Below are 22,912 nucleotides of genomic sequence, written 5' to 3'. Positions count from 1 at the left end.
TAATAAAGGTATATTGAGAAAAAGGTTGTGCATAACATGTCATTTGTTCATTTACAGGTAGCGAGTGCCTATAGTCTCTTGTCTAGCACGATTTCGATAAATGGACTAGTACATAAAGCGAAGAATTCAGGGTTTAAAGCACTGGCTTTAACCGATAAAAATATGATGTATGCCGCCATCCCTTTTTATAAGGCGTGTTTAAAAGAAAATATAAAACCGATCATCGGGTTGACCGCTGATATTTTAACAGAAGACGAAGAAAGGTCCTATCCGCTTGTTCTCCTCGTGAAAAATCAGACGGGCTATCAAAATCTGTTAAAGATTTCGAGTGCGATCGGGGCCAAGTCCAAAAATGGGATTCCGTTGAAGTGGCTCGGATCCTATAGTGAGGGATTAATCGCGATCACTCCAGGAATGAAAGGGGAGATTGAAACCCTTTTGCTGGAAAATGAAACAGAACAAGCGATAAAGTGCATTCAAACGTTCCAAAGCATGTTCGGTAAACATTCATTTTATTTGAGCCTTCAAAAGCATGGCATCCCGGCTGAAGAAGAACTCATCCCCTTATTAAAGAAGGCGGCAGACGAAACGGGTGCCGGAATCGTCGCTACCAATGATGTTCAATATCTTGACCAGGAGGATCATTTTGCCCATGAGTGCATGAGTGCGATCCGGGACGGAGTGAAGCTTTCTGAAGATGACCGGGACGTGTTGGGTTCACAGGAGTATTACTTCAAGTCCAAAGAGCAGATGGTGGATTTGTTTTCTGATCATGTCACGGAACTCGAAAACACGATGAAAATTGCCGATCAGTGCCACCTGACAATCCCTTTCCATCAACAGCTCCTGCCGAAATATCCCCTGCCTGAGGGAGTGTCCGCCCTTCAGGAATTGACCCATCTTTGTGAAAAGGGGTTGAGTGAGAGGGTAGAAACGGTTTCGGATGAGTACATAGAACGATTGGATTATGAGCTTGAAGTCATCGGCAGGATGGGATTCAGCGATTACTTCCTGATTGTTTGGGATTTTATGAAGTTTGCGAAGGAAAGAAAGATCCTGACGGGACCTGGAAGGGGATCGGCAGCGGGTTCCTTGGTATCGTACGCATTGAGGATTACAGATGTGGACCCGATCGAGCATCATTTGCTGTTTGAACGATTTTTGAATCCTGATCGGGTGTCGATGCCGGATATTGATATCGATTTTCCCGATCACCGGCGGGACGAGGTGATCGAGTATGTGGAAGGGAAGTATGGGAGCCTTCATGTTGCTCAGATCATTACGTTCGGGACCTTTGCTGCAAAGGCGGCCATGCGTGATACAGGTCGTGTATTCGGCTTGAATATGAAGGAGCAGGAGCAAGTATCCAAGCTTGTTCCCAATCAGTTGGGTATCACGCTTAAGGAAGCCTATGAAAAGTCTAAGGGATTCCGGGAATTTGTGACAAGCTCTGATCATTACAAGAAGTTATTCGAGACGGCATGTAAACTCGAAGGACTTCCGAGACACACGTCCACCCATGCTGCGGGAGTCGTGATGAGTGAAGCCCCGCTAGTGCAGTGGGTACCCATCCAGGGCAGTGCATCCGGTATTCACTTGACTCAGTTTTCTATGGACATACTGGAAGAAATCGGATTGTTAAAAATGGATTTTCTGGGACTCCGTAATCTAAGTATTTTAGAGAGAATTGTGAAGAACGTCCAAATGGGAACAAATAAATCCTTCTCACTGGACTCGATTCCCATGGATGATCCAAAAACCTTTGAATTGCTGAGTAAAGGACAGACCAATGGAATTTTCCAGCTTGAATCAGAAGGAATGCGAAATGTATTAAAGAGATTGAAGCCTAATTCTTTTGAAGATATTGTGGCCGTTAACGCATTATACCGTCCAGGCCCGATGGAAAACATCCCGACGTATATCAAGCGGAAACATGGGGGCGAGAAAGTGGAATATCCTTTGCCTGACTTAAAGCCGATCCTTGAAATGACCTACGGCGTCATTGTATATCAGGAACAAATCATGCAAATTGCTTCGAAAATGGCCGGCTTCTCACTTGGAGAAGCAGATTTGCTCAGAAGAGCGGTTTCGAAGAAGAAAAAGGATGTCCTTAATCAGGAGCGGGAGCATTTTGTTTCCGGTTCGACTCGAAAAGGTTATACCGAAGAAGTGGCGCATACGATCTATGATCTTATTGTGAGATTCGCAGATTATGGATTCAACCGGTCGCATGCCGTCGCGTATAGTATGATCGCCTATCAACTGGCCTATCTAAAAGCGCATTATCCTGCTTTTTTCATCTCTTCCCTCTTAACATCTGTAGTGGGAAATGAGACGAAGGTGGCTCAATACATTAGGGAAGCAAAGCTTTATGACCTTGAGATTTTGCCTCCTTCCATTAATACGAGTCAGTTTGTTTTTACTGTGGAAGGAAAGAATCGCATCCGTTATAGCCTGGGGGCAATTAAGGGAATAGGAGCGGCAGCTTTAAAGGAAATCATTCGTGCGAGAAAAGAAAAGCCATTTCAGGACCTGTTTGATTTTTGCATGAGGGTTTCTTCCAAAAGCATCAACCGTAAAATCCTCGAAAACCTGGTGTTGGCAGGGGCTTTCGATGAATTTGAAGTAGATCGGGCTATTCTCCTTGCGAGCCTGGATGTGGCGGCTCAACATGCTGAACTGGTGAACCCTGAAGATGATCCTGATTTGTTTCATGAAGAAGAGGCCTTCATCTTGAAGCCTAAATACGTGGAAGTGGAGGCTATGACGATTGATACCATGCTTCAATTCGAGAAGCAGGTACTGGGGCTATACTTATCCAATCATCCCGTTTCTTCTCATCGTCCCCTGTTTGATCAGTGTGGACTGCAGCAGATAGCCGATCTTCAGAAAGGTTCGAAAATCACATTTGGCGGTTATATTATGGGAGTGAAATCCATCCGGACCAAAAAGGGAGAAGTGATGGCATTCCTTGAAATAGGTGATGAAAGTGGGGAAATCGAAGCAGTGGTGTTCCCAAATGTGTATCGCCATAACATGACGCTTCTGAAAGAAGGGAACATCCTCCTGTTTGGCGGTAACGTGGAAGATCGCAATGATAAGCTACAGTTCATTGTGAATCACCTCGAAACCATGCAAGAGGCAGAAAGGAAAGTGAAAGAAAGGGATCAGAAGCTATATTTGAAAATTGCCAGGGAGCAGGATGAAGAGGCGTGCATGCAGCACATCCACCAGACCATTAAACGGTTTAAAGGGAAGAACCCGGTGATCGTTTATTATGAACGTGAAAAAAAGAGCATTCAGCTTCCAGACAATTTACGCGTGATTCCGTCTGTAGAGGCAATACGTGAATTACATCAAATTCTTGGTAAAGCAAATGTGATATTGCAATAACATACTTTACTAATACCATTATTTATATTATTGTTTAATAGAAAAAGGTGGTCTGACCACCTCTGAACTTATCATTTTTATTATACATTTTACATTTAGAAGATTCGTCTAAGTACGGATCGATCCATAGCATGTAAAACAATCAGAAGGAGTGAGTCAATTTGTCATTACGTGAAGAAGCTCTGCATATGCATCGAGTGAATAAAGGGAAATTAGAATCAAAATCCAAGGTGGAAGTCCGAAATGCGGATGACCTGAGCCTGGCTTACTCCCCCGGGGTAGCCGAACCTTGTAAGGTTATTTATGACAAGCCTGAAACGGTTTACGATTATACGATGAAAGGGAATATGGTGGCCGTTGTTTCAGATGGCACAGCTGTTTTAGGGCTGGGTAATATCGGACCGGAAGCTGCCCTGCCTGTTATGGAAGGAAAAGCGGTTCTATTTAAGAGCTTTGCAGGGGTAGATGCGTTCCCAATCTGTTTGAACACAACGGATGTGGACAAGATTGTAGAAACGGTGAAACTTCTTGAGCCTACATTTGGCGGAGTGAATCTTGAAGACATTGCGGCTCCAAATTGCTTTGAAATCGAAGAACGTTTGAAAAAAGAGACGAATATTCCTGTGTTTCACGATGATCAGCATGGTACGGCAATTGTTACCGTAGCGGGCCTTGTGAACGCTCTTAAAATCGTCGGGAAGAAGATGTCTGAAATCAAAGTAGTGGCAAATGGAGCTGGAGCTGCCGGCATGGCGATCATTAAGCTTCTTTACCGCTATGGAGTGAGAGATATCATCATGTGTGATTCCAAAGGAGCGATTTACGAAGGCCGTCCTGAAGGAATGAACGCCATTAAGGACGAAGTGGCGAAGTTTACCAATAAGGATCACATCAAAGGCGGACTGACAGAAGTATTAAAAGATGCAGACGTATTTATCGGTGTATCTGTTGCAGGGGCATTAACGGAAGAAATGGTTGCTTCCATGAAGAAGGATCCAATCATCTTCGCCATGGCCAATCCTGTTCCGGAAATTATGCCGGCGCTTGCTAAAGCGGCTGGAGCTAAAGTGGTGGGAACCGGTCGATCCGATTTTCCTAACCAGGTGAATAATGTTCTGGCATTCCCGGGTATTTTCCGCGGGGCACTGGATGTCCGCGCCACTCATATCAATGAGAAAATGAAGCAGGCTGCGGTTGAGGCGATTGCGTCGTTAATCAGTGAAGATGAGTTGAATGAAGACTATGTCATTCCTGCACCGTTCGATAAGCGTGTAGCACCTGCCGTAGCGGCTGCGGTTGCAAAGACAGCCATGGAGACGGGAGTGGCCCGTCTGAAAGTGGATCCTGAAGAAATCCGTAAAAAAACGGAAGATTTAGCGGTTATCGGGAAGAGTGAATGATGACGGAAGTGAACTCTCTCCATACTCACGCTAAGGTATATATTGGAATTGTTCACCAACTACGAGAAATGATATCGAAGGATGGCCTTCAGCCAGGCGACAAAATCCCATCTGAAAGAGAACTGTCGGAACGGTTGAACGTTGGGCGTTCTTCAGTCAGGGAAGCATTACGAGCCCTGGAATTATTGGGATTGATTGAAACCAAAAGAGGCGAAGGAACCTTTTTAAGAGACTTTCGGGACCATCATCTGATCGATCTTCTGGGCATGTTCATCCTGCAGGATCATAAGGCTCAGGAAGATATACTCTACACGAAAATGATGATTGAGAAGGAAGCGCTGAAAGATCTGTTTATTGAAGAAAAGAAGATGGCAGCACTTCTGGAAACAGCTGCAAAAGCTGAAAGCCTGGATGATGTGTTCAGGGACATCGTGATGATGAGCGCCAATCATTTGGCTCAACGGATCTGGAATATCCTGAATGATTTTGAAACATTGATTTGTGGCGAAATCAAGATAACGGATCAAATGAGAGAAGAGATTACCCGAATGCTTCAAGGAATAGAAAGACAAGATAAAGAGACTGTGCAAGAGACGTATAAAAGGGTCAGGGAAATTGTCGATAAAGATGCGACAATTTCCAACATCTTTTTTTAAACCTTTCCATTAAACTGATAGTCAAGCAGTTTTATATCGTGCATTTACTACTAGAAACGAAAGCGGCAGCTGGTCCCTGGGAAATTGATTTTTTAGCATTTATTCTCTTCATTTTTTCCTTCAGAAGACGTACAAGCTACTGTAATTAGTTAAGGAGGTTTCACCTTGCTTAAGGAACTTTTTAATAAATCCAAAAAGAAAAAATATGCAACGATCCCTTCTGAAGCGGCTAAACATGACGTTCCGGAAGGCATCATGACCAAATGTCCTGATTGCAAAAAAATCATGTACACAAAAGAACTTCAAAAAAACTTAAAGGTGTGCATTCATTGCGGATACCATCATGGGATGAGCTCACCAGAGAGAGTCGATAGTTTTATAGATGAAGGTACGTTCAAAGAGCTTGACCATGACCTTACATCCGGTAATCCTTTGAACTTTCCTGATTATGAGGGGAAAGTGGAAAAGGACCGTAAAAAGACGGGTATGAATGAAGCCGTGTTAACCGGGTCCGGAAAGGTGAATGGAATCGAAGTCGTCACTGCCATCATGGATTCCCGTTTCAGAATGGGGAGTATGGGCTCTGTGGTAGGAGAGAAAATCACGAGAGCCATCGAAGAAGCCGACAAACGAAAAGTACCATTCATTATCTTCACGGCATCTGGAGGCGCGAGAATGCAGGAAGGTGTCCTTTCCTTGATGCAGATGGCCAAAACCAGTGTGGCCCTTAATCGATTGAGCGAGAATGGGGGACTCTTCATCTCCATCATGACGCACCCAACGACAGGCGGGGTATCCGCAAGTTTTGCTTCCGTTGGGGACTATAACTTTGCTGAGCCCGGAGCCCTTATCGGCTTCGCAGGCAGAAGGATCATTGAGCAAACCATCAGGGAAGACTTGCCGGAAGACTTCCAAACATCCGAATTTTTATTGAAGCATGGTCAACTTGACGGAGTCATCTCGAGACTCGAGTTAAAAGAGAAAATCGGGACAGTACTTGATATACATCAGTGGGACGGTGATCTGCCATGGTAAATGAGATGGAATTTGAAAAGCCTGTAGTTGAGCTCAAGAAAAAAATAGCCGAGCTTAAGGAATTCACTCAGAATTCGGACGTGGACTTATCGAAAGAAATCGAAAAGCTCGAGTCGCGTCTGGGAAAACTTGAGAATGACATTTATGAAAATATGAAGCCGTGGGAAAGAGTGCAAGTTGCCCGTCATCCCAATCGCCCGACAACGCTTGATTATATCGGGTATCTCTTTACTGACTTCATCGAAATGCATGGAGACCGTCTGTATGGGGATGACGAAGCCATTGTTTCAGGCGTAGGGAAATTTCATGGGGTACCGGTTACCATCATCGGGCACCAAAGAGGGAAAGATACGAAAGAAAATATTCGCCGGAACTTTGGAATGCCTCATCCGGAAGGATATCGAAAGGCCTTACGCTTGATGAAGCAAGCGGACAAGTTCAATCGTCCGATCATCTGCTTTATTGATACAAAGGGTGCGTATCCCGGTAAAGCAGCAGAGGAAAGGGGTCAAAGTGAAGCCATTGCAAGAAATCTTGTGGAAATGGCGGGATTGACCGTTCCTGTCATCTGCATGGTCATCGGTGAAGGTGGTAGTGGAGGTGCCCTGGCACTGGGAGTCGGAAACCATATTCATATGCTTGAAAACTCCACTTACTCCGTTATATCACCTGAAGGGGCAGCGGCCATTCTGTGGAAGGATTCCACTCAAGCGAAACGAGCTGCTGAATCCATGAAGATCACTGCACCGGATTTAAAGGAGCTTGGGATCATTGATGAAATCGTCACGGAAGTTAAAGGCGGTGCTCATAAAGATGTCGAAGAGCAAGCACAATATATCAATGATGTATTGATAGCCTCCCTGAAAGAATTAATTCCCATGAAGAAAGAAGAATTGATTCAGCACCGATATGAGAAATTTAAAGCGATGGGTGAATATTCTGTTTTAAATGATTTAATTGGGGTAAAATCATAAGGAACGATGGACTGACAAATAGGAATAACCTTTTGTCAGTCTTTTTTCATTAATTTTCCTTTAAATCAAGATTTGTGACGATATTTTGAAGCTTTTAACAATTAAAACGCTTCCATTTTATAGATTATTTCGTCTTTTGCATTTCGTTAGCGTAACTTGTTGAGAACCTTGAATCTTCATGTTATTTTAGAAATAATCCATAGTCTATTGGTCCATAATAATGTAATGAATGAAACAGGATAGATTGTTCCGTTTTCCTTTTCTCAGATATATGTGAAACCATTAACAAGTTTGTACCATTCATTTACATAAAAAGGCATATTTCTTAATGAGGTGATCGTAGTGAAAAAGATTGGTGTATTAACAAGTGGTGGAGATTCACCAGGTATGAATGCAGCCGTTCGTGCGGTTGTACGTAAAGCCATTTTCCTTGATATAGAAGTGTACGGTATTTATCAAGGGTATAACGGATTGATTAACGGAAACATCAAGAAGCTTGAACTTGGTTCCGTTGGTGACATTATTCATCGTGGAGGTACGATGCTGTATACAGCTCGTTGCGAAGAATTCAAAACAAAAGAAGGTCAGCAAAAAGGCATACAACAATTAGAAAAGCATGGAATTGAAGGTCTTGTTGTCATTGGTGGAGATGGATCTTACCAAGGAGCAAAAGCTTTAACGGAATGGGGATATCCATGTGTCGGTGTACCGGGAACGATCGATAATGACATACCGGGAACTGAATATACAATCGGATTCGATACAGCCCTGAACACGGTCATCGATGCGATTGATAAGATTCGCGACACGGCAACCTCACATGAAAGAACCTTCATCATCGAAGTAATGGGTCGCAATGCGGGGGATCTTGCCCTGTGGTCCGGTCTTGCAGGCGGAGCAGAAACCATCCTGATCCCTGAAGAGAAATTCGATCTTGACGATGTAGTGACTCGTCTTAAAAAAGGTCAGGAGCGTGGGAAGAAGCACAGTGTGATCATTGTGGCAGAAGGCGTCATGTCGGCAAATGAATTTGCTAATCGTTTCACTGAAGCGACTGGAATGGATACCCGGGTCTCTGTATTGGGTCATATTCAGCGTGGGGGAACACCAACTGCATCAGACCGCGTGCTAGCAAGCCGTTTAGGTGCACGTGCAGTAGAGCTTTTGATTGATGGAAAAGGCGGAAGAGCAGTAGGAATTGAGAAAAATCAACTAGTTGATTACGATATTATTGAAGCACTTGCCAAGCCACATCAAATTGACTTGGATATGTACAGACTTTCCAAAGAGCTTTCAATCTAAATTGTTGTAAGATTTCAGGAGGTAAAGAAAATGAGAAAAACGAAAATAGTATGTACCATTGGTCCTGCAAGTGAGAGTGTAGAAAAGTTATCTCAATTAATCGAAGCCGGAATGAACGTTTCCCGCTTAAACTTTTCACACGGTGACCACGAAGAGCATGGGCAGAGAATCGTCAATATCCGTGAAGCAGCAGAAAAAGCCGGGAAAACAGTCGGGATCCTTCTCGATACAAAAGGTCCGGAAATTCGTACGAATAATATGGAAGATGGTGCAATCGAATTAACTCAAGGTTCAAACGTCATCGTTTCCATGAATGAAGTACTGGGAACAACTGAGAAATTCTCCGTTACATACGAAGGATTAATCGATGATGTTCATGTTGGTTCAAAAATTCTTTTAGACGATGGTCTGATCGGATTGGAAGTAACGGAAATCGATAAAGCGAATGGCGAGATTCATACGTATGTTGCCAACAGCGGTGTTTTAAAGAATAAAAAAGGTGTAAACGTACCGGGAGTTTCCGTAAACCTTCCAGGGATTACGGATAAAGATGCAAAGGATATCGTATTCGGTATTGGGCAGGGCGTTGACTTTATTGCGGCATCATTCGTTCGCCGTGCATCTGATGTACTTGAAATTCGTCAATTATTGGAAGAACACAACGCTTCTCACATTCAAATCATCCCTAAGATCGAGAATCAAGAGGGTGTAGATAATATCAATGAAATCCTCGAAGTATCAGACGGATTGATGGTGGCTCGTGGAGATCTTGGTGTGGAAATCCCTGCTGAAGAAGTACCATTGGTTCAGAAGATGTTGATCAAGAAATGTAACTCACTAGGTAAGCCTGTCATCACGGCAACTCAAATGCTTGATTCCATGCAGCGCAACCCTAGACCGACAAGAGCGGAAGCAAGTGACGTAGCCAATGCAATCTTCGATGGTACAGATGCGATCATGCTTTCTGGAGAAACTGCTGCAGGTACGTATCCTGTAGAAGCGGTCCAAACGATGCATAACATTGCTTCAAGAGCAGAAACGGCACTGGATTTCAATGAAATCCTATCGGCACGCAGCAAAGACAGTGAGCATAATATGACAGATGCCATCGGTCAATCTGTAGCTCACACGGCCCTTAACCTTGATGTAAATGCGATTGTGGCTCCAACGGAAAGTGGACATACAGCACGCATGATTTCTAAATACCGTCCTAAAGCCCCAATCGTAGCAGTAACGGGAACAGATTCCGTATCACGCCGATTGGCACTTGTCTGGGGTGTTTACCCTACTGTCGGACGTAAAGTGACGACTACGGACGAAATGCTTGATATGGCTGTAGAAGAAAGCGTCAATTCAGGCATGACGAAGCATGGAGATCGTATTATCATCACAGCAGGTGTTCCGATTGGTGAGTCAGGAACAACAAATCTGATGAAAATCCATGTGGTAGGCGATATCGTGGCAAAAGGCCAAGGAATCGGCCGTAGATCTGCTTACGGTAAAGCGGTTGTGGCAACTACTGCAGAAGAAGCCGTTAAGAACACTCAGCCGGGAAATGTTCTTGTTACGATCGGAACAGATAAAGAAATGATGCCGGCCCTGGAAAAATGCTCGGCTCTTATCGTAGAAGAGGGCGGTTTAACAAGCCATGCAGCAGTAGTAGGGATTAATCTAGGAATCCCTGTCGTTGTTGGTGTAGACAATGCCACTTCTCTATTCTCAAATGGCCAGGAAATTACAGTAGATGCCACTCGCGGTGTCATCTATAACGGTCATGCCAGCGTACTATAAGAAATGAATGAAAGCCGGAGTCTTATGTGGACTCCGGCTTTTTTTGGCTAAATAAGTAGGCTATCCTGACTGTGTTGACCGGTGTTCACAATTTGGCACAAGTTTTGTTGAAAGTGGCACAAGTTTAGCTCAAAGTGGCACAAGTTAGATGGAAAATGCCCCAGCAACCGGCGAAAATGCCACAACAAACGCCAATAATTCCGCAACAATCCCCAAACTATAATCTTTTTCACATCCAATGGCTTAAACATGCTGTCTTTCTCTAAGACAATCCTCACATAATACCTTGAAATTCTTAATATGTTATAATAGAAAGTAATAAGGATTAAATGTATGGAGGAATCCCTCATGAGATATATCTTGTTATTGTTAATTATCGTGCCCGCATTGGAAATTGGGTTGCTGGTTCTTTCCGGACAAGCGTTTGGCTTGATCCCGACTGTTTTACTGATCATTACAACAGGAATTTTGGGAGCTTATTTAGCAAAGAAGCAAGGAATGGAAACGCTACGGAAAGCGCAGCAGGATATGCAGTACGGTCAGCTACCGGGTGACGCGATCATAGATGGGTTATGCATCCTGGTTGGAGGGGTCGTTCTATTGACGCCTGGTTTTATTACCGATGCGATCGGATTCCTGCTATTACTTCCACCAACCCGTAAAATGTTTAAACCGTTCATTTATAAGCTATTCAAACGCTGGATTAATAATGGAAATGTGATTATTTACAGATAATAAAAAAAGCACTGCTCGGTAGCAGTGCTTTTTCCTATTTTACACCCATGATAAACTTCCACGTATCTTCAAAAACCCCGGCTCTTTTTAGAGTGGATAGAATGACTAATACAACAGGCCCAACGATTAAACCTAGAAACCCGATTAGCTTAAAGCCGACAAAGAGAGCAATCAGAGTGGCGAGAGGATCGAGTCCGATGCTTGATGACAGTACTTTCGGCTCCATGATTTGACGCTGAACCACGACAACCAGATAGAGAACGGATAAACCGATGCCTAATCCGACGTTTCCTGTAATAAATTCATATATGATCCAGGGAACGAAAACCGCTCCAGTCCCTAGATAGGGTAGAATATCAACGAGACCTGTGACGAGCGCAATGGTGATCGCGTAATCTACTCTCAGAATGATCAATCCGATTAAGACGATGATCGCCGTAATCGATATGAGGGTAAACTGAGCCCTGATAAATCCGAATAGCGCCCTTTTTAGATCAATAAATACTTTTCTGCCGCTGCTCATGGCTTTACCGGGAATGACTTTCTCTGCTTTAGCAGATAATGTATACCAGTCCTTACTAATAAAGAATGTCGCTAAGGCTGCAAAAATCAGTACGGATGCCGCATTTGGGATCCAAGAAATTAACTGAGGCAATTTGGTGAAAAAGTTTTGCAGGAAATCCCCTGCTGATGTGGCGATTTTCGTTCCGGCATTCTGGACATTCTCTAATATGGTGTCCTGTTGTCCGGCATCAAGGTTCTTGAATAAACCTGCCAGCTGGTTGTATAGTGGAATGACTTGGCCTACGACGATATCCTCGGCATATTTGACTAAGGTCTGCACATGCTTAGGGAGCTCTTCAGCTAAATAATTCGCACCGGAAACAATCTCAGCAATCAGTAAGGTGATAAGCCCAACAAAGATTGCAACAATCAATATGAGAGACAAAGCAACAGCCCATATCCTCGGAAGCCATCTTTCAAGCCAATTCACCAGAGGATTGATCAGCAGTGCGATGGCAATGGCGATGATAAACGGATAAGCAAGTTTCCATATGTAATAGAATGAAATCAATGAGAGTATAACGATAGCTAAAACGATCAAGAACCGAATCGTTCGATAAACATATTCTACATTCAACGGCTTCCCTCCTACCCGATCTTCTACTTCTATTTTAAAGGAGACAGGAAATGAAAGGAAGTTTAATTTAAAGAGGCTGCTCATTTTTATAGAGAATCCTAAAAGTTGATATGGTAGGATAATGATTGGATTTATGATAGGGAGGAAGAGTATTCATATGTCACAGCCATTCATGTTTTTACTGCTCTTACTGGGAATAGGCTTTATTGCCAAAAACCAATCCATTATTATAGCCGTAGCATTTTTAATCATTCTTAAGCTGGCAGGCCTCGATGAAAAGGTGTTTGCGACCATTCAGTCCAAGGGGATTAACTGGGGGGTCACCATTATTACGATTGCTGTATTGGCACCGATCGCTACAGGTGAAATCGGATTTAAAGATCTTTATGATTCATTAAAGTCACCCTATGCGTGGATTGCTCTTGCTTCCGGAATGGCGGTGGCCTTAATTGCGAAGAGTGGATTGACACTGTTGGAAGACGATCCCCATATTACGACAGCTCTTGTACTCGGAACCGTCCTGGCGGTGGCGTTCTTTAAGGCTGTAGCCGTCGGACCGTTGATTGGAGCAGGAATTGCATACCTCGCGATGAAATTATATGAGTTCTTTTTATAAGATCATCCGTGCCGGGTGAAGCGTACACTACCCGGCCTCAATTGCAGGAAATCGGATTAACTTCTTATGAGAAATAAACACTTAACTGAATAGCTATGAATTTGATTATACATTTTCTGCATCTATCCGTCCTTTTTATGCAGGCTTATAAATATCTTGAAATGCTTGTACTCTCTCACTTTATGACCTCCCGCTTACATGGTTTATTTTTCTAGAAAAATAATTTTTATAGAAATTAGTGCGTTTTCATTCACAAAAGTCAGATAATTGTTTATAATAGGAAATGTAAGCGCATCCCAAGCTCGATCAAGTAGAACTTTCACTACGGAAGAGCCGGGAATCATTTTTTGTATAGGGATTGAGCAAACGCTCAACGTCTTATTTATGTTCTTTTTAAACAAGCCTACTGACTTATTTCATAGTCTTGTAGGGTTTTATGCTCATATGAAAATGGGTAAAGAGAAATACTTAACAAAAGGAGAGGTTATTATGACAGCAACTCGCGGATTAGAAGGAGTTGTAGCAACGACATCGTCCATCAGTTCGATCATTGACGATACACTTACATATGTGGGCTACAACATCGATGATTTAGCAAACAATGCCAGCTTTGAAGAGGTTATTTACCTGTTATGGCATCTGAAACTGCCTACATCATCAGAACTTCAGGAATTTACAGAGCTGTTAGCAGCTAACGCTGAACTGCCTAAGGAAGTTATCGAGCATTTCAAGATGTACAACATCAAGGAAGTTCATCCTATGGCCGCTTTACGTTCTGCTGTATCTTTACTTGGATTATATGATGATAAAGCAGATGTAATGGACGAAAAGGAAAACTATTTAAAAGCTGTTCGACTACAAGCGAAGATCCCTACGATCGTAACGAGCTTTTCACGGATCCGCAACGGACAAGATCCGATTGCTCCTCGCAAAGATTTAGGATTCGCTGCTAATTTCCTATATATGTTAACAGGTAAAGATCCTGAGCCGGTTGAGATCGAGGCTTTCAATAAAGCACTTGTTCTTCATGCGGATCACGAGTTAAACGCTTCCACATTCACTGCACGTGTTTGTGTCGCTACTCTTTCTGATGTGTATTCAGGCGTCACTGCTGCCATCGGTGCTTTAAAAGGACCGTTGCACGGTGGAGCAAACGAGCAGGTAATGAAGATGCTTACTGAAATCGGTTCAGTTGATAAAGCAGAATCCTACATCCTGGACAAATTAGAGAAAAAAGAAAAAATCATGGGCTTCGGCCACCGTGTTTACCGTCAAGGAGACCCACGTGCCAAGCACCTTAAAGAAATGTCCAAAAAATTAACTGAATTAACTGGACAAAGTGAATACTACGAAATGTCCGTTAAGGTAGAAGATGTATTTACATCCAATAAAGGCTTACCGCCTAATGTTGATTTCTATTCGGCATCTGTTTATCACAGCTTAGGCATCGACCACGACTTATTTACGCCGATCTTCGCTGTAAGCCGTGTGTCCGGCTGGTTAGCTCATATTCTTGAGCAGTATTCAAACAACCGCCTGATCCGCCCTCGTGCTGATTATGTAGGGCCTGGCAAGCAGGAATATGTGCCTGTAGAACAGAGAGGTTAATCATCAATATTTACAAACAGTGAAAATATTGGTGTAATATTAAATAAGGGAGGGGACTGACTCTAAATGCATAAGGCACTTATGGGTCATCCCCTTTGATAATGAATAAATGGAGGTTACATAATGACACAAGGTGAAAAAATTACAAACCAGAACGGGCAGCTTAATGTGCCAAACAATCCAATCGTACCATTCATTGAAGGAGACGGAACGGGTCCTGATATTTGGGCGGCAGCTCAACGCGTTTTAGATGCTTCTGTTGAAAAAGCATATAAAGGTGAACGCAAAATCTCATGGAAAGAAGTATATGCCGGAGAAAAAGCATTCAACAAAACGGGTGAGTGGCTTCCAAACGATACACTTGAAGCAATCCGTGAGTATTTTATCGCCATCAAAGGTCCACTTACGACTCCTGTCGGCGGCGGAATCCGTTCATTGAACGTTGCACTTCGCCAGGAATTAGACCTGTTCACATGCCTTCGTCCAGTACGCTACTTCGAAGGTGTTCCTTCACCGGTTAAGCGCCCTGAAGACACTGACATGGTCATCTTCCGTGAAAACACAGAAGATATCTATGCAGGGATCGAGTACGCTAAAGGTTCTGATGAAGTGAAAAAGTTAATCAGCTTCCTTCAAGATGAAATGGGTGTGAACAAAATCCGTTTCCCTGAAACATCTGGTATCGGTATCAAGCCTGTTTCTGAAGAAGGAACAAGCCGTCTTGTACGTGCTGCGATCAATTACGCGATCACTGAAGGCCGTAAATCAGTAACGCTTGTTCACAAAGGGAACATCATGAAGTTCACTGAAGGAGCTTTTAAAAACTGGGGTTACGAGCTTGCTGAGAAAGAATTCGGCGATAAAGTATTCACTTGGGCTCAATATGACAAGATCAAGGAAGCTGACGGATTGGAAGCGGCTAACAAAGCTCAATCTGAAGCTGAAGCAGCAGGTAAGATCATCGTGAAGGATTCAATCGCTGATATCTTCCTACAACAAATCCTTACTCGTCCAGCTGAGTTTGATGTTGTAGCAACAATGAACTTAAACGGCGATTACATCTCTGATGCACTTGCAGCTCAAGTTGGCGGTATCGGAATCGCGCCTGGTGCAAACATCAACTACGAATCAGGACATGCAATCTTTGAGGCGACTCATGGAACAGCTCCTAAATATGCAGGTATGGATAAAGTAAATCCATCTTCTGTTATCCTTTCAGGTGTCCTAATGCTTGAGCACCTTGGTTGGACAGAAGCTGCTAACCTGATCACAAAATCAATGGAAAAAACAATCGCTTCTAAAGTGGTAACATATGACTTCGCCCGTCTAATGGATGGAGCAACAGAAGTGAAATGTTCTGAGTTCGGTTCTGCTTTAATCGAGAACATGGAGTAATTTTAATTTGAAATTGGGTGGGGTGCTTCGTACTGGAGCACTCCTTCCTTTACATAATGACACGAATGGGAGGAATTATGATGGCAATTAAACGTAGAAAAGTATCTGTTATCGGTGGGGGATTCACAGGGGCGACCACAGCATTGATGCTCGCTCAGAAAGAGCTTGGAGATGTTGTACTGGTTGATATTCCTCAAAATGAAGACCCAACGAAAGGGAAAGCGCTGGATATGCTGGAAGCGAGCCCTGTACAGGGATTTGATTCAAACATCATCGGTACTTCCAATTACGAGGATACAAAGGATTCGGATATCGTTGTAATCACTGCCGGGATTGCCCGTAAGCCAGGAATGAGCCGCGATGATCTGGTTCAAACCAATCAAAAGGTCATGAAATCGGTCACGCAGCAAATCGTTAAGTATTCTCCAGATTGCTACATCATCGTTCTGACAAACCCGGTGGATGCTATGACGTATACAGTATTCAAGGAGTCCGGATTCCCTAAGGAGCGCGTAATCGGGCAATCAGGCGTTCTGGATACAGCCCGTTTCCGTACGTTTGTCGCACAAGAGTTAAACCTTTCGGTAAAAGATATTACTGGCTTCGTTCTTGGCGGTCACGGGGATGACATGGTTCCTCTTATTCGTTACTCATACGCTGGAGGAATTCCCCTGGAAACATTAATCCCTAAAGACCGTTTAGACGCAATCGTCGAGCGCACACGTAAAGGTGGAGGGGAGATTGTGGGCCTTCTGGGTAACGGCAGTGCTTATTATGCCCCTGCTGCTTCACTTGTTCAAATGGTAGAGGCAATCCTTAAAGATCAACGCCGTGTGATCCCAGCCATCGCATATCTGGAAGGTGAATACGGTTTCGAAGGTATCTACCTTGGTGTTCCAACCATCCTTGGTGGAAATGGTCTGGAAAAAATCATTGAACTTGAACTAACCGAAGAAGAGAAAGCTGCACTCTCCAACTCCGCAGACGCTGTTAAAAACGTCATGTCTTCTTTGGCTTAATACACAATCAATTCAAAACTGGCTTCCATGTAGGAGGCCAGTTTTTTTGGTAAAAGAAGTGACCGTTAAAAAACCTTGTTGTATGATTCACAACAGGGTTTTTTTATTCAACAAACGGGCCATTTATTGGAACAACTCTTTACACTTGTTTTGTTATTTTCTGGTATGATTCTTTTGGGGAGATTCATTCATTGTGAGTGCTTCACTTAAGAAAGAGAAAGAGAAAGAGAAAGAGAAAGAGAAAGAGAAAGAGAAAGAGAAAGAGACTGGGACAAAACTAGTTTCTTATTATTTTTTAGTGGATGAATTGAAAGTTAGCATAATTGCGAACCCTAAGCGAAATGTTGAATGGATTATCAAACGGTGTATAGAAGCTTTTTGTATGTTATTACTAGATTATTGGATAATTAAGCTCGTAACTTGGGTAGCAATAGTATGGTGGTCTAAGTCCTATTTTAGACATTGGCCAGGAATCCTCCATATAGACCATCTTTACTTTTTCATTTGAATGGTTTACTAGCAATAGCTTTACTTCTGGATTAAATTCATATCTCAAAATGGTAACTCCCTTCCATTAGGAATGTGTGGATTCTCCCCCATCAACATGAAGGACTTGACCAGTAACAAAACGAGAATCATCAGAAGCAAGATAGACAAAGGTTGGTGCAAGTTCAAATGGATGGGCAACTCGTTCCATTGGATTAAACGCTCCATATACAGCTACTTGGTCTGACGAGAAACTTGCTGAAATAAGCGGGGTCCAAATTCGGCCGGGGGCGACAGCATTGACTCGAATCCCTTGCTTCACGACATTATTAGCCAATGCACGTGTCCAACCAACTATTGCGCCTTTTGTGGCTGTGTAATCAATCATTTGCTGCTCACCTACATACGTTACCACTGAAGAAGTGCCAATGATTGAGCTGCCTGGTTTTAAATGAGGAAGCGCTGCTCTTGTTGTGTAAAAATGAGAGTATATATTAACTTTGAAGGTATCATCGAATTGCTCATCTGTAATGTCAAGCAGACTTAGTTGTTGGAATTGGATACCAACGTGGTTACAAAGAATATCTAGACGTCCAAACGTATTTACTGTTTGTTCTACAATGGAGATACACTGTTGTTTGTCTCGCAAGTCACCAGGCATTAGTAAACAACGTTGTCCGAGTTGTTCAATCCTCGTTTTTGTTCTATTTGCATCCTCATGTTCATCTAAGTATGAAATAGCAACATCTGCGCCTTCTTTAGCAAACGCAATTGCTACTGCTGCACCAATACCACTGTCACCCCCTGTAATAAGTGCTACTTTTCCTGTTAACTTTCCACTCCCTTTATAGTTCGGGTTTTCGATAATTGGAAGGGGGACCATTAATTTTTCCACTCCGGGGTGACGCAGCTGGCGCTGTTCAGGTAAACTTATAGGAATTTCTTCGTAACGTGTGATTTTCCCATAGTTAGGGTACATGGGATAAGGTTGAGTTTTCATGTTCGCTTTAAACATTTGTTGCATTTGCTTTATTTGGTCTAATTGACGACTTTGATCCTTTTGATCCATAGAAACCTCCCATAGAAATAATTTTCTTCTAGGGAATGTATATGTTGTTCACTACAAATAAAGTAATTAAAGTGTGAAAAAAGTTGTTTGCTTTCAACACAGAAGCGTATTCTACCTCCTTTTTTTACTGAACTGACCTTTAGGAAAAGGAGCTTACTCAACATTCTACCCCTTGATAGTGGTAAGAGCTTCGAAGAAAATTTGCTTGTTCATCCATATAAGTTCAAAGTACCTACAACTTGGAAAGATGAGCGAGGCAACCCCCCGCTCAAAAGTGATACACCACTTTGGAAGTGAAAGATAAGGATTCTAATTCGGTTTTTAAAGCAGAATCTTGGTTTTGAAAAGTGTAATTATAAACCAGATATTACTATGTTAAAAATGATGTATAAATGGACAAGAGATTTTGAGAGGGATAGGGCAAATTTTGAAGCAAGGTTAGATCAATATAGAAATAAAGTGATTATAATACCAGATACTAAAAGCATAGCTTCTACTTTGCATTTGATGCATACTAATCGTACAGGCTAAATAAGAGGAGATTTTTTATAAGAAATATTCAACTAACGGGGCAATAAGCGAAGATCAGCCAACTTGTTCCCAAGCCATTGCCTCTTCAATTATTGGGCAGCATAGTTGAACAAACTTTATAGCTCTGTTCATCGACTTCTTACTATCAATCACCAAACTCATTGAACAGAGCATAACCGCAGAGTCAGTAGCAAAATAGTAAACGAAGAGAATCCTCTTAAAAATAACCACCCCATGCGTAAAAACTCTTTGTATGGAAACCCTATAAATGTTAAAATATTAATAGACAGATAATAAAAACAATTTTTATTATTTAAAATTGTAATCGTTTACATACACGGAGGTGCTTCTTATGTTATTAGGGAAAAAGAGAAAACTGGGAAGAAAAATCGAGGAAATGACGATTGGTGAAAAGCTGACCCTTACAGAAAAAATAGAAGATAACGAACTGCTTCTTTACTTAGGGCTCACAAATGATGCCAATCCATTATACATCCAGCATGATTATGCTTCTCAAACGCCATTCAAAAAGCCGATTGTTCCTTCAATCATGTTAACAGGCATCATCACGTCAGCCGTTTCTAAATATCTACCTGGTCCGGGCTCTCATATAGTAGAGCAAAATATTGAATTCCCTAAGCCGGTCTATCACTATGCCACAGTACAATTTCTATTTGAAGTGACAGAAGTGAATCCGGATAATCATTTAGTAACCATCAATGTATCGGCTACGAATGAAGAGAGTGAGACGGTTATTAACGGGACAATCAAGGTTTGTCCACCTCATCGCTTAGAAAAAATGAATAGTCATGCATTAGAAAACTTCTAAAAACAAGAGGGAGCTATGATATCCATAGCTCCTTTTATTATGCATAAAAATGATAATGAAAGCGGGAATCGTACATCCTATTAAAGAAGAGAACAACGTTTGAGTCACTTAGTAACGCACTGCAAGAAAACTAAAAAGTGTTAAATCTCTTTAAATGATGGTAAGCCCCGAGATTTATATTATAATGGAAGTACAATTACATAATTACGTTGGATGTTGGGGTTAATTTTCTTTTGTATGGAGGCACATTGAATGAGCAAAAAAATCTTGGTAGTCGATGATGAACAATCTATTGCAACACTCTTAAAGTACAATCTTGAACAATCCGGTTATTCCGTTACAACGGCACATGATGGTGAAGAAGGAAGGGATAAAGCGATTGAGCAATCCCCGGACTTAATTATTCTTGACCTCATGCTTCCTTCCATGGATGGAATTGAAGTGTGTAAAGAACTGCGACAAAGGAAGATTAATATCCCCATTCTTATGTTAACGGCTAAGGATGACGAATTTGATAAAGTTCTTGGATTGGAGCTCGGGGCGGACGACTATATGACAAAACCGTTCAGTCCACGTGAAGTGGTTGCTAGGGTCAAGGCGATCCTTAGACGCAGCCAGGCCATTCAGGAAGCGGCAGAACCAGTTGCCCAGGAACCTACGGATTACAAGGAAGTAGGGGAATTAAAGGTGTATCCTGAACAATATGAGGCGTATTTCCAAGGAGAATTACTGGAATTAACACCCAAGGAATTCGAGCTTCTATTATACTTGACGGATAATAAAGGCAGAGTGTTGACGAGAGATCAACTGCTGAGTGCGGTATGGAATTATGATTTCGCAGGAGACACCAGAATAGTCGATGTTCATATCAGTCATCTACGAGAAAAAATAGAATCCAACACGAAAAAGCCAATATATATTAAAACCATCCGTGGTCTTGGATATAAATTGGAGGAGCCTAAAAATCGATGACCAAGTTTAGAACAAAACTTCTTTTTGCTCTAATCACCCTGATCATCGCTGTATTAATAGGGCTTGGTTTGCTTTTAGGTCAAATCTTCAAGAATTTCTATCTGGACACATTTAATTCCCGTATTCAAAAAGAGGCAAGGTTACTGGCTAATTCCATTGAAGAAAACGGGACACCGAAAGAAATCAATCCGGACATGATCAAAGAATTGAGTGACATATTGGATGTCAGGATTACCATTCTAGATAAATCAGGGAGTGTAGTCCATGATACGGAAACCTCGGAATCACTGGTTGGTCCTCAGCAAAAGAGGATCATCAATGAAATCCAGGAGAACTGGGATGTAAAGCAAAAGCATAGAAAACTTGTGACTTCGGGTGTGGAGTACAGGTATTACTGGTACCCGCTTAAGGGGGAGAATGACCAATTAAATGGACTGCTTATCATGAGTACCGAAGTAGAAGCCTTCGAGAAAGGGATACAGCAAATTTGGTTTGTGCTATCCGTTTCCCTGGGTCTTGCGTTAATTCTCATTATCATTTTGGGTTCGAGAATTACGGTGAGGTATACAAAGCCCATTGAATCGGCAACGAATGTGGCAATGGAGCTCGCCAAGGGGAATTATCGGGCAAGGACATACGAAGACCGCCTGGATGAAACGACTATGTTAAGTACCTCCATTAACATTCTCGCGCGTAATCTTCAGGAAATGGTGAATTCCCAGGAAATGCAGCAGGACCGCTTAACAACGCTGATTGAAAATATGGGGAGTGCCCTTCTATTAATTGATCATCGCGGGTTTGTTGTACTGACGAACAGGACCTTCAGGGATTTCTTTAATCTGGAAGAAAGCCAGCTGAAAAAAGTAAGATACCATGAGGTCATTCACTATCAGGAAGTGAATAAGCTTGTGGAAGAAATCTTCATGACAGAGGAACGGTTAAGAAAGCAGATCCTTCTTCCTCATAAAATAGAAAGAAAGCATTATGAAGTATATGGAGCTCCGATCATCGGTCATAACGATGAGTGGAAAGGGATTGTCGTGGTATTCCATGACATCACGGAGCTCAAAAAGCTCGAGCAAATGAGAAAAGACTTTGTCGCGAATGTTTCCCATGAGTTGAAAACACCGATCACCTCTATTAAAGGTTTCTCGGAAACGTTATTGGATGGGGCGATGAATGATCCTGAAACGTTAAAATCTTTCCTGGATATCATTCTGATGGAAAGCGACCGTCTGCAATCTCTTATACAAGACTTGCTGGAATTATCCAAGATTGAAAAACAGGGGTTCGAGCTCTCCCTTCAAGAGGTTGAGGTTGCTGCTTTAATTGAAGACGTGATGCCTATTCTGAATGAAAAAGCGAAATCAAAAGACATCTCTCTTCAAACTTCCTTTGATTCAAGGGGGCTTGCAGAAGTAGACTCCTATCGATTAAAGCAAGTTTTTATTAATTTGATCAGCAACGCCATTGTTTACACTCCAAAGGGCGGAGATGTCTTGATTTCAGTGATGGAAGATAAAGAAAAGGTTCATGTGAGCATCAAGGATAATGGCATGGGAATCAGTAAAGAAGAACTTCCACGCATTTTTGAACGATTTTACCGGGTGGACAAAGCAAGAAGCCGTAATTCTGGCGGAACGGGCTTAGGTTTAGCCATTGTGAAGCATATAATCGAAGCCCATGAAGGAAATATTGAAGTGGACAGTGAAGTGAATGAAGGCACGACGTTCACAGTCTCCTTATACAAACAGTCTTCAAGCTATACGTTGGGTGAAGGGACGAGCAAATCTTAGTAAGTTTACAATTATTTTACATTGCATTTACAATAGATTTAAGTCCTGTTAATAAAAGGGTGTTACGATACTAAGTGAAACCCCTTCATCCAAGGTGTTAAGAAAAGGCGAGAACTAACCCCGTTCTCGTCTTTTCGCTTTTCATTTTGAAAGCGTTGCCTTTA

The 22,912-nt window shown here is 42.3% G+C and carries 18 protein-coding genes; 16 read left to right on the top strand and 2 right to left on the bottom strand.

Going from position 1 to position 22,912, the window contains the following annotated elements; all coding sequences use genetic code 11:
• Nucleotides 1-36: 36 nt before the first annotated feature.
• The 8 genes from dnaE to Q1B03_RS05355 all read left to right on the top strand — a co-directional run bounded on the left by dnaE (nucleotide 37) and on the right by Q1B03_RS05355 (nucleotide 11,286).
• Complete coding sequence (dnaE, locus tag Q1B03_RS05390) at nucleotides 37-3,393, top strand: DNA polymerase III subunit alpha (RefSeq protein ID WP_299738992.1); 3,357 nt, start codon at nucleotides 37-39, stop codon at nucleotides 3,391-3,393.
• Between the two features lie 161 nt (nucleotides 3,394-3,554).
• The gene (locus Q1B03_RS05385) at nucleotides 3,555-4,793 is read left to right on the top strand and encodes an NADP-dependent malic enzyme (protein WP_299738991.1); all 1,239 of its coding nucleotides are present in this window, start codon (nucleotides 3,555-3,557) and stop codon (nucleotides 4,791-4,793) included.
• On the top strand, nucleotides 4,790-5,449 hold the full coding sequence (locus tag Q1B03_RS05380) for a FadR/GntR family transcriptional regulator (RefSeq protein WP_299738990.1): 660 nt from the start codon (nucleotides 4,790-4,792) through the stop codon (nucleotides 5,447-5,449). The genes Q1B03_RS05385 and Q1B03_RS05380 overlap by 4 nt, the downstream gene beginning before the upstream one ends.
• Before the next feature lie 165 nt (nucleotides 5,450-5,614).
• On the top strand, nucleotides 5,615-6,484 hold the full coding sequence (gene accD / locus Q1B03_RS05375; protein WP_113969601.1) for an acetyl-CoA carboxylase, carboxyltransferase subunit beta: 870 nt from the start codon (nucleotides 5,615-5,617) through the stop codon (nucleotides 6,482-6,484).
• Nucleotides 6,478-7,458, top strand: coding sequence for an acetyl-CoA carboxylase carboxyl transferase subunit alpha (gene accA / locus Q1B03_RS05370; protein WP_299738989.1), 981 nt, complete (start codon nucleotides 6,478-6,480; stop codon nucleotides 7,456-7,458). Before accD ends, accA begins: the two co-directional genes overlap by 7 nt.
• A gap of 342 nt (nucleotides 7,459-7,800) precedes the next feature.
• A complete protein-coding gene (gene pfkA, locus Q1B03_RS05365) occupies nucleotides 7,801-8,760 on the top strand; it encodes a 6-phosphofructokinase (protein ID WP_299738988.1) in 960 nt (319 codons plus the stop codon).
• Between the two features lie 30 nt (nucleotides 8,761-8,790).
• Nucleotides 8,791-10,551: a pyruvate kinase gene (pyk, locus tag Q1B03_RS05360; protein ID WP_299738987.1), complete on the top strand. Its 1,761-nt coding sequence runs from the start codon at nucleotides 8,791-8,793 to the stop codon at nucleotides 10,549-10,551.
• A 348-nt stretch (nucleotides 10,552-10,899) separates the two neighbouring features.
• A complete protein-coding gene (locus Q1B03_RS05355; protein ID WP_044339278.1) occupies nucleotides 10,900-11,286 on the top strand; it encodes an FxsA family protein in 387 nt (128 codons plus the stop codon).
• A 34-nt stretch (nucleotides 11,287-11,320) separates the two neighbouring features.
• On the opposite strand, the gene ytvI is transcribed toward Q1B03_RS05355, so the two are convergent.
• Nucleotides 11,321-12,427, bottom strand: coding sequence for a sporulation integral membrane protein YtvI (gene ytvI, locus Q1B03_RS05350; protein ID WP_299738986.1), 1,107 nt, complete (start codon nucleotides 12,425-12,427; stop codon nucleotides 11,321-11,323).
• 157 nt (nucleotides 12,428-12,584) lie between these two features.
• Here ytvI and Q1B03_RS05345 point away from each other — a divergent pair, with 157 nt between their 5' ends.
• From Q1B03_RS05345 to Q1B03_RS05325, 5 genes are all read left to right on the top strand, one after another.
• Nucleotides 12,585-13,043: a DUF441 domain-containing protein gene (locus tag Q1B03_RS05345; protein ID WP_299738985.1), complete on the top strand. Its 459-nt coding sequence runs from the start codon at nucleotides 12,585-12,587 to the stop codon at nucleotides 13,041-13,043.
• Nucleotides 13,044-13,532: 489 nt separating this feature from the next.
• The gene (gene citZ / locus Q1B03_RS05340; RefSeq protein ID WP_299738984.1) at nucleotides 13,533-14,651 is read left to right on the top strand and encodes a citrate synthase; all 1,119 of its coding nucleotides are present in this window, start codon (nucleotides 13,533-13,535) and stop codon (nucleotides 14,649-14,651) included.
• Between the two features lie 123 nt (nucleotides 14,652-14,774).
• Nucleotides 14,775-16,046, top strand: coding sequence for an NADP-dependent isocitrate dehydrogenase (gene icd, locus Q1B03_RS05335; protein WP_299738983.1), 1,272 nt, complete (start codon nucleotides 14,775-14,777; stop codon nucleotides 16,044-16,046).
• Between the two features lie 80 nt (nucleotides 16,047-16,126).
• A complete protein-coding gene (gene mdh / locus Q1B03_RS05330; protein ID WP_044339272.1) occupies nucleotides 16,127-17,065 on the top strand; it encodes a malate dehydrogenase in 939 nt (312 codons plus the stop codon).
• 193 nt (nucleotides 17,066-17,258) lie between these two features.
• Nucleotides 17,259-17,573, top strand: coding sequence for a hypothetical protein (locus Q1B03_RS05325; protein ID WP_299739700.1), 315 nt, complete (start codon nucleotides 17,259-17,261; stop codon nucleotides 17,571-17,573).
• 66 nt (nucleotides 17,574-17,639) lie between these two features.
• Here the strand turns inward: Q1B03_RS05325 and Q1B03_RS05320 are convergent, their stop codons facing one another.
• Nucleotides 17,640-18,620: an SDR family oxidoreductase gene (locus tag Q1B03_RS05320; RefSeq protein ID WP_299738981.1), complete on the bottom strand. Its 981-nt coding sequence runs from the start codon at nucleotides 18,618-18,620 to the stop codon at nucleotides 17,640-17,642.
• Nucleotides 18,621-19,503: 883 nt separating this feature from the next.
• Between Q1B03_RS05320 and Q1B03_RS05315 the strand changes: the two genes are divergently transcribed.
• The 3 genes from Q1B03_RS05315 to pnpS all read left to right on the top strand — a co-directional run bounded on the left by Q1B03_RS05315 (nucleotide 19,504) and on the right by pnpS (nucleotide 22,748).
• Nucleotides 19,504-19,980 (top strand): MaoC/PaaZ C-terminal domain-containing protein, encoded by a 477-nt coding sequence (locus Q1B03_RS05315; protein WP_299738979.1) that lies wholly within the window; start codon nucleotides 19,504-19,506, stop codon nucleotides 19,978-19,980.
• A gap of 252 nt (nucleotides 19,981-20,232) precedes the next feature.
• The gene (locus tag Q1B03_RS05310; RefSeq protein ID WP_299738977.1) at nucleotides 20,233-20,952 is read left to right on the top strand and encodes a response regulator transcription factor; all 720 of its coding nucleotides are present in this window, start codon (nucleotides 20,233-20,235) and stop codon (nucleotides 20,950-20,952) included.
• Nucleotides 20,949-22,748, top strand: coding sequence for a two-component system histidine kinase PnpS (gene pnpS / locus Q1B03_RS05305; RefSeq protein WP_299738975.1), 1,800 nt, complete (start codon nucleotides 20,949-20,951; stop codon nucleotides 22,746-22,748). The genes Q1B03_RS05310 and pnpS overlap by 4 nt, the downstream gene beginning before the upstream one ends.
• Nucleotides 22,749-22,912: the final 164 nt, after the last annotated feature.

Origin of the sequence: uncultured Rossellomorea sp. (assembly GCF_947488365.1) — a bacterium.
In the GTDB taxonomy this organism is placed as follows: Bacteria; Bacillota; Bacilli; order Bacillales; family Bacillaceae_B; genus Rossellomorea.
Note: the sequence above shows the minus strand (reverse complement) of the source record. Positions and strands in the feature narration are given on the sequence as shown.

Coding starts and splice junctions, on each gene's coding strand:
- dnaE (WP_299738992.1), top strand. CDS start 37: ATGTCATTTGTTCATTTACAGGTAGCGAGTGCCTATAGTCTCTTGTCT.
- Q1B03_RS05380 (WP_299738990.1), top strand. CDS start 4,790: ATGATGACGGAAGTGAACTCTCTCCATACTCACGCTAAGGTATATATT.
- accA (WP_299738989.1), top strand. CDS start 6,478: ATGGTAAATGAGATGGAATTTGAAAAGCCTGTAGTTGAGCTCAAGAAA.
- pyk (WP_299738987.1), top strand. CDS start 8,791: ATGAGAAAAACGAAAATAGTATGTACCATTGGTCCTGCAAGTGAGAGT.
- Q1B03_RS05355 (WP_044339278.1), top strand. CDS start 10,900: ATGAGATATATCTTGTTATTGTTAATTATCGTGCCCGCATTGGAAATT.
- Q1B03_RS05345 (WP_299738985.1), top strand. CDS start 12,585: ATGTCACAGCCATTCATGTTTTTACTGCTCTTACTGGGAATAGGCTTT.
- citZ (WP_299738984.1), top strand. CDS start 13,533: ATGACAGCAACTCGCGGATTAGAAGGAGTTGTAGCAACGACATCGTCC.
- icd (WP_299738983.1), top strand. CDS start 14,775: ATGACACAAGGTGAAAAAATTACAAACCAGAACGGGCAGCTTAATGTG.
- mdh (WP_044339272.1), top strand. CDS start 16,127: ATGGCAATTAAACGTAGAAAAGTATCTGTTATCGGTGGGGGATTCACA.
- Q1B03_RS05320 (WP_299738981.1), bottom strand. CDS start 18,620: ATGGATCAAAAGGATCAAAGTCGTCAATTAGACCAAATAAAGCAAATG.
- Q1B03_RS05315 (WP_299738979.1), top strand. CDS start 19,504: ATGTTATTAGGGAAAAAGAGAAAACTGGGAAGAAAAATCGAGGAAATG.
- Q1B03_RS05310 (WP_299738977.1), top strand. CDS start 20,233: ATGAGCAAAAAAATCTTGGTAGTCGATGATGAACAATCTATTGCAACA.
- pnpS (WP_299738975.1), top strand. CDS start 20,949: ATGACCAAGTTTAGAACAAAACTTCTTTTTGCTCTAATCACCCTGATC.